This window comes from Streptomyces sp. NPDC001714 (genome assembly GCF_042892755.1).
Classification (GTDB): domain Bacteria; phylum Actinomycetota; class Actinomycetes; order Streptomycetales; family Streptomycetaceae; genus Streptomyces.
Genome location: NZ_JBIAUL010000010.1, coordinates 101566 through 117311, shown reverse-complemented (window position 1 = coordinate 117311; position 15746 = coordinate 101566). Strand labels below are relative to the sequence as shown.

Genomic DNA, 15746 nt, shown 5'->3' with positions numbered 1-15746 from the left:
CGCGCGGAAGGAACCCGTCATGCTGCCCGCGACCACTGAAGCCCACCGGCCCCACGCCGGCCCGCGTACACCCCCGAGTGCCGATGTGCTGGTGACGGGTCTCGGAGCGACCACCCCGCTCGGCGGTGACGTGCCGTCCAGCTGGGCGGCGCTGCTGTCCGGCCGCTCCGGCGTGACCCGGCTGGACACCGCCTGGGCCGAGCAGCTGCCCGTCCGTATCGCGGGAGGCATGTGCGAGGACCCCGCCCTCCGGCTGGACCGGATCCGGCGGCGGCGCCTCGACCGCAGTCAGGCGGCCGCGGTCGTGGCGGCCGGCGAGGCGTGGACGGACGCCGGCGCGCCGGAGGTCGAGGCCGAGCGGCTCGCGGTGGTCGTGGGGACCGGCATCGGCGGCGGGCTCACCCTCCTCGAACAGGACGACCGGCTGGAGGAACGGGGCCCACGCGCCATTTCGCCGCACACGGTGCCCATGCTGATGCCCAACGGCAGCGCCGCCGCGGTCGGCCTCCTGCTGGGGGCCCGGGCGGGTACGCACGCCCCGACCAGCGCCTGTGCGTCCGGTGCGGAGGCGCTGGCGGTCGGCACGCTGCTGATCCGCTCAGGCCGGGCGGACGTGGTCGTCGCGGGCGGAACGGACGCCTGTCTGCATCCGCTGGCGCTCGGCGCGTTCGCCCGGATGCGCGCCCTCTCGCTGCGCAACGACGCCCCCGACCTGGCGTCCCGGCCCTTCGACCAGGAGCGCGACGGGTTCGTCATGTCCGAGGGCGCGGGCATGGTCGTACTGGAGCGCGCCGACTTCGCGCGGGCGCGTGGTGCGCACGTGCACGCGATCCTGTCGGGTGCGGGTGTCACCTCCGACGCGTACGACGTGACGCTCCCCGCCGCCGAGGGCCAGACGCGGGCCATCGGGGCGGCGTTGCGGGACGCCGGTCTCACCGGCGCCGACATCGACCATGTGAACGCGCATGCCACCGGTACCCCGGTGGGTGACGTCACCGAGGCCAGGGCCGTGCGGGAGGCCGTGGGTCCGCATCCGGCGGTCACCGCCTGCAAGTCGGCCACCGGTCACCTGCTGGGTGCCTCCGGCGCGGTCGAGGCCGTCTTCACCGTCCTCACCCTCGTGCAGGGCCTGATCCCGCCGGTCCGCAACCTGGACAAGGCGTCGGACGGGATCGAGCTGGACCTGGTCTCCGGCGGACCGCGACGGGCACCCGTCCGGGCGGCCCTGTCCACGTCCTTCGGGTTCGGGGGACACAACGTGGTCCTCGCGTTCACGAGGTAGTTCCCGGGGCGGCGGCCCGGTCCCGGCAGGACGCCAGCAGGTCCGCGACGGCCGCCGGACGGGTGAGCTGGGGACAGTGCCCCGCCCCCTCGATCACCGTCACCGGCGTGCCCACGGGTTCCGCCAGCGGATCCGCCGACCCGACGACGATGTGCAGGGGCAGCCGCAGCTCCCGCAGCACACGGCGTAGTTCCGCGCGTTGCCGGTGGGCCTCGCGCAGGGCGGCGACCACCCGGCGCGATGTCCCGGCACGCCGCAGGTCCAGCGCGAGAGCGTCGACGCCGGGGCCCTCGGACGGACCGAGGGAACGGGCCAGGCGGGCGGCGGGAGCCGCGCGCAGCAGTGGTACGGCCAGGGGCGAGCGCAGCACCGCGGCGGACGGTCGCTGGAGGAAGGCCGGCGCGACCAGCACGAGCGCAGCGAGCCGGTCGGGGCGGGCCGCGGCATAGCGCAGCGCGGGGCCGCACGCGAGCGAGTGCGCCACCAGCACCGGCCGGGTCTCCACCGGGCGCAGCAGGTCGGCGAGCCAGTCGTCGAGGGTTCCTGCGCTCGCTCCCGACCTGCCGAAGCCGGGCAGGTCGGCCGCGAGGGCGGGCGCGTCCAAGCGGTCCGCCGTCCCCGCCCAGGCGTCGGCGCTCAGCAGGAGGCCGTGCAACAGCACGTATCCGGGGCGCCGCCGCTCTCCGGTCACCCAGGTGCGGGTGCCCGCCACACTGTGGAAACCGTAGGGGCGGCGGCACGGCCCGGAGCGGCCGAACCGGGTGGCGACCAGGTCGTCGGCCCACTGACGCAGCGCCGCCCGCACGGGCGCCATGGGCAGTCCGTGTGCCGCGGACAGGGCGCGGGCGGGGGCCGTGTCGTAGCGGTCGGTGGACAGGAACGACAGGGTCTCGGGATCCGCCCGGGTGATCGCTCGCGGCAGCCTGCGCAGCAGACCCACGGGGATCGAGCGGCTGGGGGAGCGCACCCCCATGTGCTCGGCGAGCAGGCGGACCAGCGCGGGCAGTTCGGGGGTGGAGTCGTCCAGCACCCAGTAGGTGCGGCCCGCGCTCTCGGGGTCCTGCGGAAGGGCGGCGAGGAACCGGACGAAGTGGTCCAGGGTCACTACCGGGAGGAAGACGTCGGGACCGCCGGGCAGGGCCCGCAGCCGGCCCTCCCACAGCCCGGAGACCACCTCGGCCAGGCCGTGATACTGCCCCGGCCCGATGACCGTACTGGGATTGGCGATGCTCAGCGGGACCCCCAGCTCACGGGCGCGGGCCCGTACCGCGGCGTCGCCCTCCTGCTTCGAGGCCTCGTACGCGCCCAGTCGGCGGTAGTCCGGCGGCCGTCCGTCCGCGGCGGCCATGCGGTAGCCGCTGATGTGGACCACCCGGCGCAGCTTCGGCAGGGCCGCCGCCCATGCCACCACATGCACGGCGCCCGTCACGTTGACCGCCCGCGCCTCCTCCACCGCGATGCCGAACGCGAAGCGCGCGGCGGTGTTGTAGACGTCGCGGACCCCGGACAGCCCGTCCTCGGGCAGCCCCATGCCGGGGGCGGTGATGTCGGCCCGGACCACCGTCAGAGCGCTGCGGTCGACCCCCTGCCCGTCGAGCCACGCCGTCAGGCCGCCACCGGAACCGCGCACGGCGGCCGCCACCCGGTGGCCCCGGCGCAGGAGTTCGGCCACCAGGGAGCGGCCGATGAAGCCCCCGGCGCCGAAGACGATCGAGTCCGAGAGCATGCTGTCTCCTTGCGCGGGCCGGAAGCCGTGTCAACGCTCGGGGAACCGGACCGGGACCCCGTCCGTGGAGCGGCTCCCACCGTACCGAAACACCGGGGGTGAAACGGACGAATCATGCACGCACCGCACGATCGGGACGATGCGCCCTTGGGCGCAAGCCCCTCTCCCCGCACGTGTGTTCAGGCAGCGGGTTCGGCCGGCGCCCTGGCGGCCGCCCGTGCGGCGGTCACGGCGCGTCCGCGGTCGGACTCCGGGAAACGGTCGAGCATCGCACGCAGTTCCTCGGCGCCTACGTCGGCGCCGAAGGGCTCGGTGCCGGGCTCCAGCCGCACCCCCTCGGCGAGCGGGCCCGCCACGACGGGGTCGAAGCCGAGCGCGTCGACGAGGTCCGCGACGGTGGCGAGACCGCCCGGATCGTCGCCTGCGATCGCGATGGCCTTGCGTCCCGGCGTTTCGGGGGGTCGTGCCCCGTCCTCGAGGTCGTGGTAGCCCATGTGGTTGAACGCCTTGATCACCCGCGCTCCGGGCAGATACGCCTGCACGGTCTGGCTGGAGGAGGTCAGCGGGTCGGTGAGGTCCTCGCGGACGCCGTCCACCTCCCACCAGTAGTTCATCGCGTCGACGACGAGCTTGCCCCGCAGCGCTTCGGCGGGAATGCCGCGGTACTTGCCGAGCGGCAGGGCCAGGACGACCACGTCCGCGTCCGCCGCGGCCTGCGCGGCGAAGACCGGGACGGCACCGGGGGTGAGGACCTCGACGGTGAGGGCGATCGAGGCGGGGTCGCCGGATCCGGCGATCAGTACGCGGTAGCCCGCCGCCAGCGCCAGCCGTGCCAGTACGGTGCCCACCTTCCCGGCGCCCAGGATCCCGACCGTGCGCACGCCGCCGGCCGCCCGCTCTGCTCCGGCCACGGCGTCAGCCGGCGAGGAGGTCGCGGACCATCGGGATCACCTTCGTGCCGTACAGCTCGACGGCGCGCAGGCGGGCGCTGACCGGTTGTGCCCCACCGGTGTAGATGAGGTCGAACCGGCCGACGCCGAGCGCCTTGACCGCGCGGGCCATCTTGCGGGCGACCGTCTCCGGGGAGCCGATGTAGAGGGAGCCGTGCTCGATCTCGGCCTCGTACTCCTCCCTGCGGATCGGCGGCCAGCCCCGCAGTGCGCCGATGCGGTCACGGATGATCCGGTAGTGCGGCCAGTGCTGCTCCCGGGCCGCCTCGTCCGTGTCGGCGACGAACCCCGGCGAGTGCATCCCGACCGGGTGTGCGGTCGTACCGAACTGGTCTGCGGCGCGCCGGTAGAGGTCGATGTACGGCGCGAAGCGCTCCGGGGAGCCGCCGATGATGGCGATCATGAGCGGGAAGCCGTAGCGGGCGGTGCGGATGACCGACTGCGGGGTGCCCCCGACCCCGACCCAGGTGCTCAGGTGCCCCGACTCGGTCTTGGGGAAGACGTCGGCGGCTTCGAGCGGCGCCCGCTTGGTGCCGCTCCAGGTGACGGGCTTCTCCTCCAGGAGCTTGGCGAACAGCTCGATCTTCTCCTCGAACAGCACGTCGTAGTCGCTCAGGTCGTAGCCGAAGAGGGGGAACGACTCGGTGAAGGAGCCGCGCCCGAGGATGACCTCGGCCCTCCCTTCGGAGAGCGCGTCCACGGTGGCGAAGCGCTGGAAGACCCGGACCGGGTCGTCGGAGCTCAGCACGGTCACGCCGGAGGCCAGCCGGATGCGGTGGGTGCGCGTGGCGATGCCGGCGAGGACGGTCTCCGGGGTCGAGATCGCGTACTCCGGGCGGTGGTGCTCGCCGAGGGCGATGACGTCGACGCCGGTCTCCTCCGCGAGCACGGCCTCGTCGACGACCTGGCGGATGGCCCGCGCACCGGACACCAGGGCTCCCGAGTCGTCCTGCGGCACGTCGCCGAAGGTGTCGAGACCGAAGACGAGGTCGGGCACGGGGACCGGGTCGGACATGGGAGGGCTCCTTCGAGTGGTTGACGCGTCAATCATCACTCGCATATGATTGACGTGTCAACAAGAGGATCGGCGGCACGATGGCAGCGCGACGGAGGGAATTCCCCACCCCTGAAGAACTGCGGATCTGGCGGGACTTCATCGAGACGACGGAAGCGCTTCGCTCCGGGCTCTCGTCCCGCCTGCAGCGGGAGAGCTCCCTCTCACCGGGCGACTACGCCGTGCTCCTCGCCCTGCGCGAGGCGGACGGGCGGCGGCTGCGGTCCTCGGAACTGGCGGCCCGCGTCGGCTGGGAACGCAGCCGGCTCTCGCACCGGATCGGCCGCATGGAGCGGCGCGGGCTGATCCGGCGCGAGGAGTGCGTCACCGACAGCCGGGGCGCCGAGGTGGTGCTCACACCGGAGGGCGCGGAGGCGTTCCGGAACGCGTCCCTGCCGCATCTGCGCGCCGTGCGGGAGCTGTTCCTGGCCGCACTCACCCCGGACCAGCTCGCCGCGGCGGAAGAGATCACCGCGGCGCTGCGGAAGCACCTGACCGCGATGGACACCTGAGGCCCGCTGACCACTTCGCTCGAAGTGCTGCCGTCTGCCGTCCGCGGCGCCGTCGTGGCCGGTCGCGCAGTTCCTCCCGAGCCTTCGGCCGGGGGTACCCCCAGCGCCCCTTTTGGGGCGCTGCAGCCGCTCAGAGTTCGGCCGCCCGGCGCACGAACGTCTCGTACAGGTCCCGTGCGGCCTGCGGCACCGACTCGGCCCGCCGGCGCTGGAGCATCAGCACCACCTCGGTGGTGTCCCCGGCCAGCGGCCGGCACACGAGCGTCCCGCCGCGCTCCAGCGGGTCCCCGACCACGCTGAAGTCCGGCAGCACGGTCGCGCCCAGCCCCTCCGCGACCATCAGCTTGCCCATCTCCGCCCCGTCCGTCGAGTACGAGAAGACCGGGGTGCGGTCCGAAAGCAGCCGGTGCACATAGCGGTGCATCACATAGCCGGTGCGCATGGCGATCAGCGGCACCGTGAGCAGATCGTCGGCCGACACCTCGGCCAGGCCGGCGAGCGGACTGTCAGGCCGTACGCACACCACCGGCCGGCCGCGCAGCAGTTCGGTGGCCTCGAAACCGGCGGGCACGTCGTCTCCGTCGAGATGGTTCACCAGCCCCAGGTCGAAACCCCCCTCGGCCAACCCCCGGTGGATCTCGGTCTGCTGCGCGCCCACCACCTCGACCTGGGTGACCGGATGCGTGGCCCGGAAGTCCCGCAGCACCGGGATGAGCAGCGGCACGGTCGCCGCGTTGACCGTGCCGACACGCACCATCCGGCTGATCCGGTGCTGCTCGCCCGCCGCCACCCGCAGCCGGTCCACCGCCTCCAGCACCTGGACGATGTGCGGCATCAGCTCCTGCCCGGCCGCGCTCATCGTCGCGCCGGTGCGCTTGCGCTCCAGCAGGTCGATGCCCAGCTCCCGCTCCAGGTTCCGCACGGTCTCGCTCAACGCGGGCTGGGACAGGCGCAGTTCGTCGGCCGCCCGGCGCAGCGAGCCGAGCCGGGTCACGGCCGCTATGTATTCCAGCTGTTCGGTCCGCACCCCGGCAGAATGCGCCGGTATTCGGGGCGTGTTCAAGGGTTTCCCTGTCACACGTTCGTGAAATTCAATGGTCCGCGATGCGAGAACGGTCGGGTTTTCCTTGACGGTCCTCGCCGCGGACTGCGACCATCGACGGCATGAAGATGCGACTGGACCTCACGCGGCGACGCCACGTCGACCTCGCGCGCGTCTCCAGCGCCTCCTGTTGCGCCGCGGCCTGATCACCCCACCAAGATCCGCCGCGTTCTCTTCCTCTCCTTTTCCCGCCTGAATTCACCGTGCCCACCCGCGCGCCCGTGCGGGCGGCGCCGAATTCCGGCGTGCCCGAAAACTCGCAACAGGAGTTCCGCATGCCCGCCGCGCCCGTGAAATTCGCCTACTGGGTCCCCAACGTCAGCGGAGGCCTCGTCACCAGCACGATCGAGCAACGCACCGACTGGGGATACGACTACAACCGTGAACTCGCCGTCCTCGCGGAGAACAACGGCTTCGAGTACGCGCTCAGCCAGGTCCGCTACATGGCCAGCTACGGCGCCGAGTACCAGCACGAGTCGACCAGCTTCAGCCTCGCCCTGCTGCTCGCCACCGAGCGCCTGAAGGTGATCGCCGCCGTCCACCCCGGCCTGTGGCACCCCGGTGTCCTCGCCAAGCTCGGCGCCACCGCCGACCACCTCTCGAACGGCCGGTTTGCCGTGAACGTCGTCTCCGGCTGGTTCAAGGGCGAGTTCACCGCGCTCGGCGAGCCCTGGCTGGAGCACGACGAGCGCTACCGCCGCGCCGAGGAGTTCATCCGCGCGCTGCGCCAGATCTGGACCGAGGACCACACCGAACTCGCCGGTGACTTCTACCGGTTGCGGGACTTCTCCCTCAAGCCCAAGCCGCTGAACACCCCCGAGCGCCCGCACCCCGAGATCTTCCAGGGCGGCAACTCCACCGCCGCCCGCGCCATGGCGGGCCGTGTCTCCGACTGGTACTTCTCCAACGGCAAGGACTTCGACGGCGTCGTCGAGCAGATCGACGACGTCCGCAAGTACGCCGCCGAAGCGGGGCGCAAGGCCCCGAAGTTCGGCCTCAACGGCTTCCTGATCGCCCGCGACACCGAGGCCGAGGCCCGTGACACCCTCCGCGAGATCATCGCCAAGGCCGACGGCGAGGCCGTCGAAGGCTTCGGCGCCGCCGTCAAGCAGGCCGGGCAGTCCGCCGCCGACGGCAAGGGCATGTGGCAGGACTCCACCTTCGAGGACCTCGTCCAGTACAACGACGGCTTCCGCACCGGCCTCGTCGGCACCCCGGAACAGATCGCCGAACGGATCGTCGCCTACAAGAAGCTCGGCGTGGACCTCTTCCTGCTCGGCTTCCTGCACTACCACGAGGAGGTCGCGTACTTCGGCCGCCGCGTGCTGCCCCTCGTACGCGAACTGGAAGCCGGGCTCCCGGACGGCGAGCCCGGCCCGGTCCCGGCACACGCCTGACCCTCCCCCGTCAACCAGGCGTCTCGCGCCCCGGCCACAGAAAGAGGCAGCTCCATGGCCACCGTCCTCTCCGTCTCCGGCAGTCCCTCCGCCTCCTCCCGCACCGGCCGCCTGCTGCGCCACCTGGACCAGCGGCTGACCGCCCAGGGCCACGAGGTCGTCCCGCTCGACGTCCGGACCATCCCCGCCGAGGCCCTGCTCGGCGCCGACTTCCGGCACCCGGCGATCGTCGAGGCGACCGAGCTGTTCGCCCGCGCGGACGGCGTGGTGGTCGGCACTCCGGTCTACAAGGCCTCGTACTCCGGCGTCCTCAAAGCACTCCTCGACCTGCTCCCGCAGTACGCGCTCACCGGCAAGACCGTGCTGCCGCTGGCCACCGGCGGCTCCGTCGCGCACGTCCTCGCCATCGACTACGCACTGCGCCCGGTCCTCAACTCCATGGGTGCCGCCCACATAGTCCAGGGCTGGTTCACCCTCGACAAGGACATCACCGTGCGGGAGGACGGCACCCTGGCCCTCGCGCCGGCCGCCGCCGAGGCGCTCGTCCCGGTCGTCGACCGGTTCTCGGCCGCGCTCCTCGGCCGCACGCCCGTCCTCGCCGCGGCGAGCTGACCCGATGACCGCCCACGTCATCGCCGACGACACCGAGGCCCTCGCCGTGGCGACGGCCCTGGCCGACGCGTTCCGGGCCGGGGCCGCCGAGCGGGACGCCGAACGCAGGCTGCCCCGCGCCGAGCTGGACCGGCTGTCGGCCTCGGGCCTGCTGGGCGTCACCGTGCCCGCCGAGCACGGCGGCGCCGACGTCGGCGCCCTGACCCTGGCTGAGATCTTCCGCATCCTCGGCTCGGCCGACGGCAGTCTCGCCCAGATCCCGCAGAGCCACTTCGTGTACGTCAACGTGATCCGCCGTCAGGGCACCGAGGAACAGCGGAAGTTCTTCTTCGCGGAGCTGCTCGCCGGCCGCCGTCTCGGCAACGCCCAGTCCGAGGCGGGGACGAAACACGTCCAGGACATCCGGACCCGGCTGGCCCGCCAGGGCGACGGCTCCCATGTGCTGACGGGAGTCAAGCACTACTCCACCGGTGCCCTCTTCGCCGACTGGATCCCGGTCCTTGCCCGCGGCGAGGACGACAACCTGCACGTGGCGTACATCCCCCGGGACGCGCCCGGACTCACCGTCGTCGACGACTGGGACGGCATGGGGCAGCGTACGACCGCCAGCGGGACCGTCCGGCTGGACGGCGTGACGGTACCCGCCGACCGTGTGCTGCCACACCATCTGACCTTCCAGGGGCCCCAACTCCATGGCGCGGTCGCCCAGTTGCTGCACGCAGCCATCGACGTGGGGATCGCCGGGGGCGCGCTGGCCGAGGCGGCGGAGTTCGTACGGACCAGGAGCAGGCCCTGGTTCGAGAGCGGGTTCGAGTCCGCCACCGAGGACCCACTGCTGATCCAGCGGTTCGGTGAACTCGCCGTCCGGGTACGGGCGTCCGAGGCGCTGCTGCGGGAGGCCGCCCGTGCGGTCGACACGGCCGGTGCCGACCTCACCGACGCGTCGGCCGCCGAGGCGTCCGTCGCCGTTGCCGCCGCGAAGGTGCAGGCGGCCGACACGGCCGTGACCGTCGCAGGTGCGCTCTTCGAGGTGTCCGGAACCCGCTCGGCCCTCAACTCCCTGAATCTGCACCGGCACTGGCGGGACGCCCGGACCCACACCCTGCACGATCCGACCCGCTGGAAGATCCAGCACATCGGCCGGTACGTCCTCAACGGCACCCGGCCACCCCGCCACGGCCTGCTGTGACCCCGCACGCCCCCTTCGATCGGAGACACCCGTGTCCCTCACCTTCCACTGGTTCCTGCCCACGAACGGGGACAGCCGGCATGTCGTCGGCGGCGGTCACGGCACCCCGGCGACGGTCTCCGGACGGGACCGGCCGCCGACGGTCGCCTATCTGAGCCAGATCGCCCGGGCCGCGGAGGACCTCGGTTTCGTGGGGGCGCTCACGCCGACCGGCGCCTGGTGCGAGGACGCGTGGCTGACCACGGCGATGGTCAGCCAGCACACCGAGCGGCTGAAGTTCCTGGTCGCCTTCCGGCCGGGGTTCGTCTCGCCGACGCTCGCCGCGCAGATGGCCTCCACCTTCCAGCGGCAGACCGGCGGACGGCTGCTGCTCAACGTGGTGACCGGGGGCGAGAGCCACGAGCAGCGGGCCTACGGGGACTTTCTCGACAAGGACGCCCGGTACCGCCGTACCGGCGAGTTCCTGGAGGTCGTGCGGGGGCTGTGGGAGGGCAGGACGGTCGATCTGGACGGGGAGCACCTCCGGGTCGAGGACGCGAGACTGGCCCGGGTGCCGGAGCCGGTGCCCGAGGTGTACTTCGGGGGGTCCTCGCCGGTCGCCGGGGAGGTCGCGGCCCGGTACGTCGACGTGTACCTGACCTGGGGGGAGCCACCGGCCCAGGTCGCCGAGAAGATCGCCTGGATCAGGGGGCTCGCGGCGGCACGGGGGCGCACCGTGCGGTTCGGGATCCGGCTGCATGTCATCACCCGGGACACGTCCGAGCAGGCGTGGGCCGAGGCCGGCCGCCTGCTGGACGGGTTCGACCCGGAGACCGTGCGGTCGGTGCAGTCGGGGCTCGCCCGCAGCGAGTCCGAGGGGCAGCAGCGGATGCTGGCGCTGCACGGCGGCCGGCGGGACGCGCTGGAGATCCACCCCAACCTGTGGGCGGGCATCGGGCTGGTACGGGGCGGCGCCGGCACCGCCCTGGTCGGCTCCCACGACGAGGTCGCCGACCGGATCAGGGAGTACGCGGCGCTGGGCATCGAGGAGTTCGTGCTGTCCGGGTATCCGCATCTGGAGGAGGCGTACTGGTTCGGCGAAGGGGTGCTGCCCCGGCTGGCCGCGGAGGGAGTATGGCGGCACCCGGCCGGGAAGGGCGCGGTTGCGGCGGCGCAGGTGCCGTTCACCTCCTGAGGGCCGCACCGGTCCGGTCGCCCGAAGAGAGCAGCAGAACTTGCGTCACTCGTCCGGCGGGCCTGGCGTGCAGTCGATCGGCGTAGCCGGGAGCCTAGGATCCATCACCGGACAAACGGGGCATCTGCTGCCGTGTCGGCATGGGCGGGTCCACCTCACGACCGAAGGAGACCGGATGTCGCACCGCGCCGGTAGAACCCGCTGGAGACGCTTCGCGGTGGTCCTGGTACCCGGCGTCGCAGCCTGTGCGACCGTCGGCGTGGCCATGGGGCAGGGGGTGCTCGCCGCCTCGTTCTTCATCTCCGGCCAGAAGTTCCAGCTCGCCGCCGACACGCTGACCGCCCGCGGGTTCAGCCTCTACGGCATGATCGACGTGACGAGGAAGCACGAACTCGTACCCGTCGTGGTCACCGGTTTCCGGCATGCCACGATCGAGGGGCTGTGCCAGTCCGTCGTCGTCGACGTCCCGGTGCTGGGCACGCAGACCCTGCGGCTCACCGGCGGTGCCGGCCGGCCGGTCAGGACCTCGGACTTCTTCATCGACGCGACGGCCGAGTCGGTCGGCGAGGCGAACTTCAGCGGCCTCGACATCGGCGTCGCCCAGGGAGCCCTCACCAAGGGCCCGGTCAGGTCCGGGGACCGGAACTCGCAGTTCTTCGATCCGGACGGCGTCGGCCAGCAGGCGGTGTCGACCACGCTGAACGACGTGCGGGTGAGCGCGGTCGCGCTCTCCGCCGGCACCTTCAGCGTTCCGGGCCTGCGCGTGCGGCTCCAGCAGGGAGACCACGCGTGCTTCTGACCCCGCCGGCTGCCGCGCACAGGGGCCGCCGCCCGGGACCCGACTCCTCCGCACGGGACCAGAACCCCACTCATCAGGACAGGACGCGTGATCACCAACCCAGTCGCCAGAGGACGTGAACTGCTCTTCAGGGCACCGGAGTTCCGGCGCAGGTTCCGCACCTGGCGTGGCGAACGGCCTTTCTGGGCCGGGTTGTTCACCTTCGCCGCCGGTCTGCCCATCCTCTACTGGCCCTACGCGAACCTGAACCTGGGCGGGATTCCGCTCGCCCTGTCGACCACCTCCGGGGCCGGGTCCCTGATGATCGGAGCCCTGCTCCTGGCCTTGGGCATCGCACTGTGCTGCCGCCCCCATCTCCGCGTGTTCGCCGGGATCGCCACCCTCCTGCTCGCCGTCGTCTCCTTCCCCGTCGCGAACTTCGGCGGCCTCTTCCTCGGCGTGGCCTTCGGCCTGGTCGGCGGTTCGCTGGCCTGCGCCTGGCTGCCGCCCCCGGCCGACGAGCCGCCGACGGAGCCGAACGACGGGCGGGCCGCGACGGATTCGACGGATGCGATGGCGCCGGACGACGGGTGGGCTGCGACGGCTGCGACGGATGCGCCGGACGACCGGCGGGCTGCGACGGCTGCGACGGCATCGGACGACGGGCGGGCTGCGACGGCTGCGACGGATGCGCCGGACGACCGGCGGGCCGCGACGGATGCGACGGATCCGACGGATATGACGCCCGTGACGGCTACGCCGGGGGAGGGACGCAGTGGCACCTGACCCGCGCACCGGTACGGCCGGTCTCGTGCTCGGTCGTGCGGCCCGGCCCCTCGCGGGTGCGCTGGCCGTGGTCGGCGTGGCCCTGCTCCTGCACCTCGACGTACCGCAGGTGCCCGGCAGCGTTTCCGGTGCACGGCTCGGTTCGTCGCCTCCGGTCCGCCCCGCGAAGGGCCCCTGTGTGCTCCGTGCCGACCGGCTCGTACTCCGCGGCGCGAGGTTCCGCGGGGTGGTCTCGGTGCGCACCGGGGCCGGGAGCGTCCGGGCCCTGAAGTTCACCGTACGGTCGCTGGACGCCGTCAACCTCAGCCTGACCACGGGCCGGGGCCGCGCGGCGATGCGCCTGCGGGCGAGGCCGGCCACCACCTCCACGCTCAAGGGGCAGGGTGCCGGCGGGGTGGCGACCCTCTACGTCCGCAGACTGACCGGCAGGGTCACGGGCCTCGGCGGCGGCCCGCTCCCGGCCGACCGCACCGTCTCCGTCACCCCGGACGCGGTACCCCGCTGGCTCTCGCACCCGTCCACCCGCACCCGGACCATCACGCTCGCCGCGGCGACCGCCTCCCAGATCACCCAGTTCGGCGGCCGGCTGTCCATCAAGGGCCCGCAACTGCGGACGGCGGCGCGGATCCCGCACGGTGCGTGACGCCGGGCGGGGCCGCGGGAGCTGTCAGGGCCCCGGTGGCGGGGTGTCGTGCGGGGACTCGCGTCCGAGTGCGGCCACGCTGCGCGGCGCCGCCTTGAAGGTGGCGTACTCCTGCTCACCCGGTGCGGTCGCGTGGCGTTCCCCGATCGAGCGCATGATGGCGGCGGCCGTCATCTGCAGCAGGCCACGCTCGGTGGGGCAGACCGGTTCGGCGCGGCGGTCCGCGGGGCCGGGTCTGCGTTCGACGTAGCCCAGGCCTTCCGGGAGACAGCCCCGCGCCCCTCGGGGGCGCTGCCGAACCGCAGCGGACTTCGCCGGACCCGCTCAGTCCGGCGGCACCCTTTCCTGACGTGGTCACACTGTCTGCAGCACGGCGTGGGCGATGCCCGTGAGGTTGCCCTGGGCGACGAGGATCTCCCGCCGGTCCGATCCGTCGAGGCCGGCCGCGTAGACGGATCCGCCCAGGTCGGTCACGTACATGTGGCCGCTGTCCGGGTCGAGGGCGATACCGATGCCCTCCATGAGGTGCGTCACGAGGATCTCGGACGTCCACCGGCCGTCCGGCTGGTCCAGCGGGGCCCGGCTGACGCTGTTTCCCCTCGGCGGGTCCCCGCGGTCCGTCCAGTACAACGCCCGTGCCTTGAGGTCGACTTCGAGGTCGATCGGTTCCGGCAGCCCTTCGAACAGCACCTCGATGTCGCCGCGCCGGTCCGGGGGCTGCCCGGCGGGCAGGGTGGTGCCGGCCCGCAGGATCCTGCCGAGGCCCGCGTCGCTCGGACCCTTCTGGGACCAGTACAGGTGTCCGCCGACGGGGTCGACGGCGACCCCCACGCACCACCTGGTCTCGTCCCGGCGGTCGTCCTCGCCCTCGCCGGTCTGGACGAGCGTCTCGACGTTCGAGCCGTCGAGGTCGCAGCGCATCACGCGCATGCCCTCGCGGTCGCCCCAGTACAGCTTCCCGTCGGTTGTCTCGAGGTGGATCTGCTTCGGCGTGTGCGTACCGCCCTCGGGGACGACCGTCGTCCGGTTGCCGCCGTCCAGGTCCGCGCGCTCGACGGAGCCGTCGTTCTCCGTCGGGACGCCCATGTTCGTCCAGTAGACGTGCCCGGCGCCGACGTCCACGGCGACGCCGTCGGGGATCCGGCAGCCGGTGACGAGGACCGTCTTGTCCGAGCCGTCGGGACGCACCGAGAACAGGCGGCCACCGCCGCTGGCCTCCAGCACGAACAATCTCTCCCGGCCTCCCATCACGGTCCCTCCTTCGGGCCCGGCCCGGTCCCGGTCCCGGCCGGCGGCCCGGACGGGTCGTGCCGCGCGCGCACGGCCAGCAGGGCCGCGAGCATGGCGTCACGGCGGGCGGACAGTTCGTCGACCGAGTGTCCGTCGGCCTCCTTGAGGACGCCGCTCACGATGGTGTCCCTGAGCTCGGGTGTGAACTCGGGGGTGCCCAGCTGGTCCCAGGACGCGGCCATGCGCGGCATGAGGGTGTCCATGAAGTGCTGGATGCCGCCCTCTCCGCCGCCCAGGTGCCACAGCAGGGACGGGCCCATGACGCCCCAGCGCAGCCCCGGCCCCCAGGACACCGCGTCGTCGGCGTCGGCCACGTCGAGCACGCCCTCCTGGATCAGGTACACGACCTCGCGGTACAGCGCGACCTGGATGCGGTTGGCGACGTGGCCGGGGAGCTCCTTCTTCAGGTGGATCGGTCTCTTGCCGATCGCGGCGTAGAACGCCATGGTGTCCCGGACCGTCTCCGGGGCGGTCCTCGTGCCGCCGACGACCTCCACCAGGGGGACGACGTGCGGCGGGTTGAAGGGATGGCCGATGACGGTCCGCTCCGGGTGCCGGCAGTCGGCCTGGATGGCGCTCATCGTGATGCCCGACGAACTCGACGCGATGATCGAGTCCGGTGGCGTGGCGTCGTCGAGGTCGGCGAACAGCTTGACCTTGAGCTCCGGCCGCTCGGGCGCGTTCTCCTGGACGAAGTCGGCGTCCGCGACGGCCTGCCGCATGTCCGAGGTGAAACCGAGGCGGTCGGGCGACGCGCCGGGGGCGATCCCGATGGCGGCGGCCACGTCCCAGGCGCCCGCCACGTACGACCGCAGGGCCGGTTCCGCGGTGGGCGCGGGGTCGGTCGCCGTGACGTCGAAGCCACGGACGAGATAGTGCGTCGCCCAGCTGGCACCGATGGTGCCGGTCCCGACGATCGCCACGCGGTGGACGGGCCTGTGCGATGTCATGGCTGATCACTGCTCCTGATCGTCGGCCACGGGGGTGCGGTGGAGGCGCCGTGCGGCGGCCACGGGACCACCCTCGGCCCGGGGGAACGCCGGCGCATCGGGCTGCGCGCCCAGGATTCGGGCGGGTTCTTGGTCCCGCGGTACAGGGCCCTTCGGGCAGCGGGCCACGGCGGCGCCCGGATGCCGTCCGGGCGGCCGTTCCGGCGCCAACTGCGGCGGCCGGGCCCCGTGTTCGCCGCCTCGTCCGTGCACCGCGTCGGGCGGTGGGTACGAACGCCGCGGCCTCTCCCGCACGGAGATC

The 15746-nt window shown here is 72.9% G+C and carries 17 protein-coding genes; 10 read left to right on the top strand and 7 right to left on the bottom strand.

Going from position 1 to position 15746, the window contains the following annotated elements:
• Positions 1 to 19: 19 nt before the first annotated feature.
• Positions 20 to 1282 (top strand): beta-ketoacyl-[acyl-carrier-protein] synthase family protein, encoded by a 1263-nt coding sequence (locus ACFY0P_RS25895; RefSeq protein WP_388917543.1) that lies wholly within the window; start codon positions 20 to 22, stop codon positions 1280 to 1282.
• On the opposite strand, the gene ACFY0P_RS25890 is transcribed toward ACFY0P_RS25895, so the two are convergent.
• From ACFY0P_RS25890 to ACFY0P_RS25880, 3 genes are all read right to left on the bottom strand, one after another.
• Positions 1272 to 3008: an alpha/beta fold hydrolase gene (locus ACFY0P_RS25890; RefSeq protein WP_388917540.1), complete on the bottom strand. Its 1737-nt coding sequence runs from the start codon at positions 3006 to 3008 to the stop codon at positions 1272 to 1274. The two genes, ACFY0P_RS25895 and ACFY0P_RS25890, sit on opposite strands and share 11 nt — an antisense overlap.
• Positions 3009 to 3187: 179 nt before the next feature.
• Positions 3188 to 3919 carry an NADPH-dependent F420 reductase gene (locus ACFY0P_RS25885; RefSeq protein WP_388917538.1) on the bottom strand — a complete coding sequence of 244 codons (732 nt, stop codon included), beginning with the start codon at positions 3917 to 3919 and terminating at the stop codon, positions 3188 to 3190.
• A 4-nt stretch (positions 3920 to 3923) separates the two neighbouring features.
• Positions 3924 to 4973, bottom strand: a complete 1050-nt coding sequence (locus tag ACFY0P_RS25880) for an LLM class flavin-dependent oxidoreductase (RefSeq protein WP_388917535.1) — start codon at positions 4971 to 4973, stop codon at positions 3924 to 3926.
• Positions 4974 to 5053: 80 nt separating this feature from the next.
• On the opposite strand from ACFY0P_RS25880, the gene ACFY0P_RS25875 reads away from it, so the two are divergent.
• The gene (locus ACFY0P_RS25875) at positions 5054 to 5524 is read left to right on the top strand and encodes a MarR family winged helix-turn-helix transcriptional regulator (protein WP_388917532.1); all 471 of its coding nucleotides are present in this window, start codon (positions 5054 to 5056) and stop codon (positions 5522 to 5524) included.
• A 130-nt stretch (positions 5525 to 5654) separates the two neighbouring features.
• Here ACFY0P_RS25875 and ACFY0P_RS25870 read toward each other — a convergent pair whose 3' ends face one another.
• The gene (locus ACFY0P_RS25870) at positions 5655 to 6551 is read right to left on the bottom strand and encodes a LysR family transcriptional regulator (RefSeq protein ID WP_388917529.1); all 897 of its coding nucleotides are present in this window, start codon (positions 6549 to 6551) and stop codon (positions 5655 to 5657) included.
• A gap of 137 nt (positions 6552 to 6688) precedes the next feature.
• On the opposite strand from ACFY0P_RS25870, the gene ACFY0P_RS25865 reads away from it, so the two are divergent.
• The 8 genes from ACFY0P_RS25865 (at position 6689) to ACFY0P_RS25830 (ending at position 13205) form a co-directional block, all read left to right on the top strand.
• On the top strand, positions 6689 to 6772 hold the full coding sequence (locus ACFY0P_RS25865) for a putative leader peptide (protein ID WP_350760414.1): 84 nt from the start codon (positions 6689 to 6691) through the stop codon (positions 6770 to 6772).
• A 129-nt stretch (positions 6773 to 6901) separates the two neighbouring features.
• Positions 6902 to 8023 carry a dimethylsulfone monooxygenase SfnG gene (gene sfnG / locus ACFY0P_RS25860; RefSeq protein WP_388917526.1) on the top strand — a complete coding sequence of 374 codons (1122 nt, stop codon included), beginning with the start codon at positions 6902 to 6904 and terminating at the stop codon, positions 8021 to 8023.
• A gap of 54 nt (positions 8024 to 8077) precedes the next feature.
• A complete protein-coding gene (ssuE, locus tag ACFY0P_RS25855) occupies positions 8078 to 8635 on the top strand; it encodes an NADPH-dependent FMN reductase (RefSeq protein WP_388917523.1) in 558 nt (185 codons plus the stop codon).
• Positions 8636 to 8639: 4 nt separating this feature from the next.
• Entirely contained in the window at positions 8640 to 9824 is a 1185-nt protein-coding gene (locus ACFY0P_RS25850; protein ID WP_388917520.1) for an SfnB family sulfur acquisition oxidoreductase, read from the top strand.
• Between the two features lie 31 nt (positions 9825 to 9855).
• Positions 9856 to 10998, top strand: a complete 1143-nt coding sequence (locus ACFY0P_RS25845; protein ID WP_388917517.1) for an LLM class flavin-dependent oxidoreductase — start codon at positions 9856 to 9858, stop codon at positions 10996 to 10998.
• Positions 10999 to 11173: 175 nt separating this feature from the next.
• Complete coding sequence (locus ACFY0P_RS25840) at positions 11174 to 11797, top strand: DUF6230 family protein (protein WP_388917514.1); 624 nt, start codon at positions 11174 to 11176, stop codon at positions 11795 to 11797.
• An 87-nt stretch (positions 11798 to 11884) separates the two neighbouring features.
• Positions 11885 to 12562 carry a DUF6114 domain-containing protein gene (locus ACFY0P_RS25835; RefSeq protein WP_388917511.1) on the top strand — a complete coding sequence of 226 codons (678 nt, stop codon included), beginning with the start codon at positions 11885 to 11887 and terminating at the stop codon, positions 12560 to 12562.
• Positions 12552 to 13205, top strand: a complete 654-nt coding sequence (locus tag ACFY0P_RS25830) for a hypothetical protein (RefSeq protein WP_388917508.1) — start codon at positions 12552 to 12554, stop codon at positions 13203 to 13205. Before ACFY0P_RS25835 ends, ACFY0P_RS25830 begins: the two co-directional genes overlap by 11 nt.
• 24 nt (positions 13206 to 13229) lie before the next feature.
• Here the strand turns inward: ACFY0P_RS25830 and ACFY0P_RS25825 are convergent, their stop codons facing one another.
• The 3 genes from ACFY0P_RS25825 to ACFY0P_RS25815 form a co-directional block, all read right to left on the bottom strand.
• The gene (locus ACFY0P_RS25825; protein ID WP_388917505.1) at positions 13230 to 13379 is read right to left on the bottom strand and encodes a hypothetical protein; all 150 of its coding nucleotides are present in this window, start codon (positions 13377 to 13379) and stop codon (positions 13230 to 13232) included.
• 180 nt (positions 13380 to 13559) lie between these two features.
• Positions 13560 to 14453, bottom strand: a complete 894-nt coding sequence (locus tag ACFY0P_RS25820) for a 3-hydroxyacyl-CoA dehydrogenase (RefSeq protein ID WP_388917502.1) — start codon at positions 14451 to 14453, stop codon at positions 13560 to 13562.
• Positions 14453 to 15445 (bottom strand): 3-hydroxyacyl-CoA dehydrogenase NAD-binding domain-containing protein, encoded by a 993-nt coding sequence (locus ACFY0P_RS25815; RefSeq protein WP_388917499.1) that lies wholly within the window; start codon positions 15443 to 15445, stop codon positions 14453 to 14455. Before ACFY0P_RS25815 ends, ACFY0P_RS25820 begins: the two co-directional genes overlap by 1 nt.
• Positions 15446 to 15746: the final 301 nt, after the last annotated feature.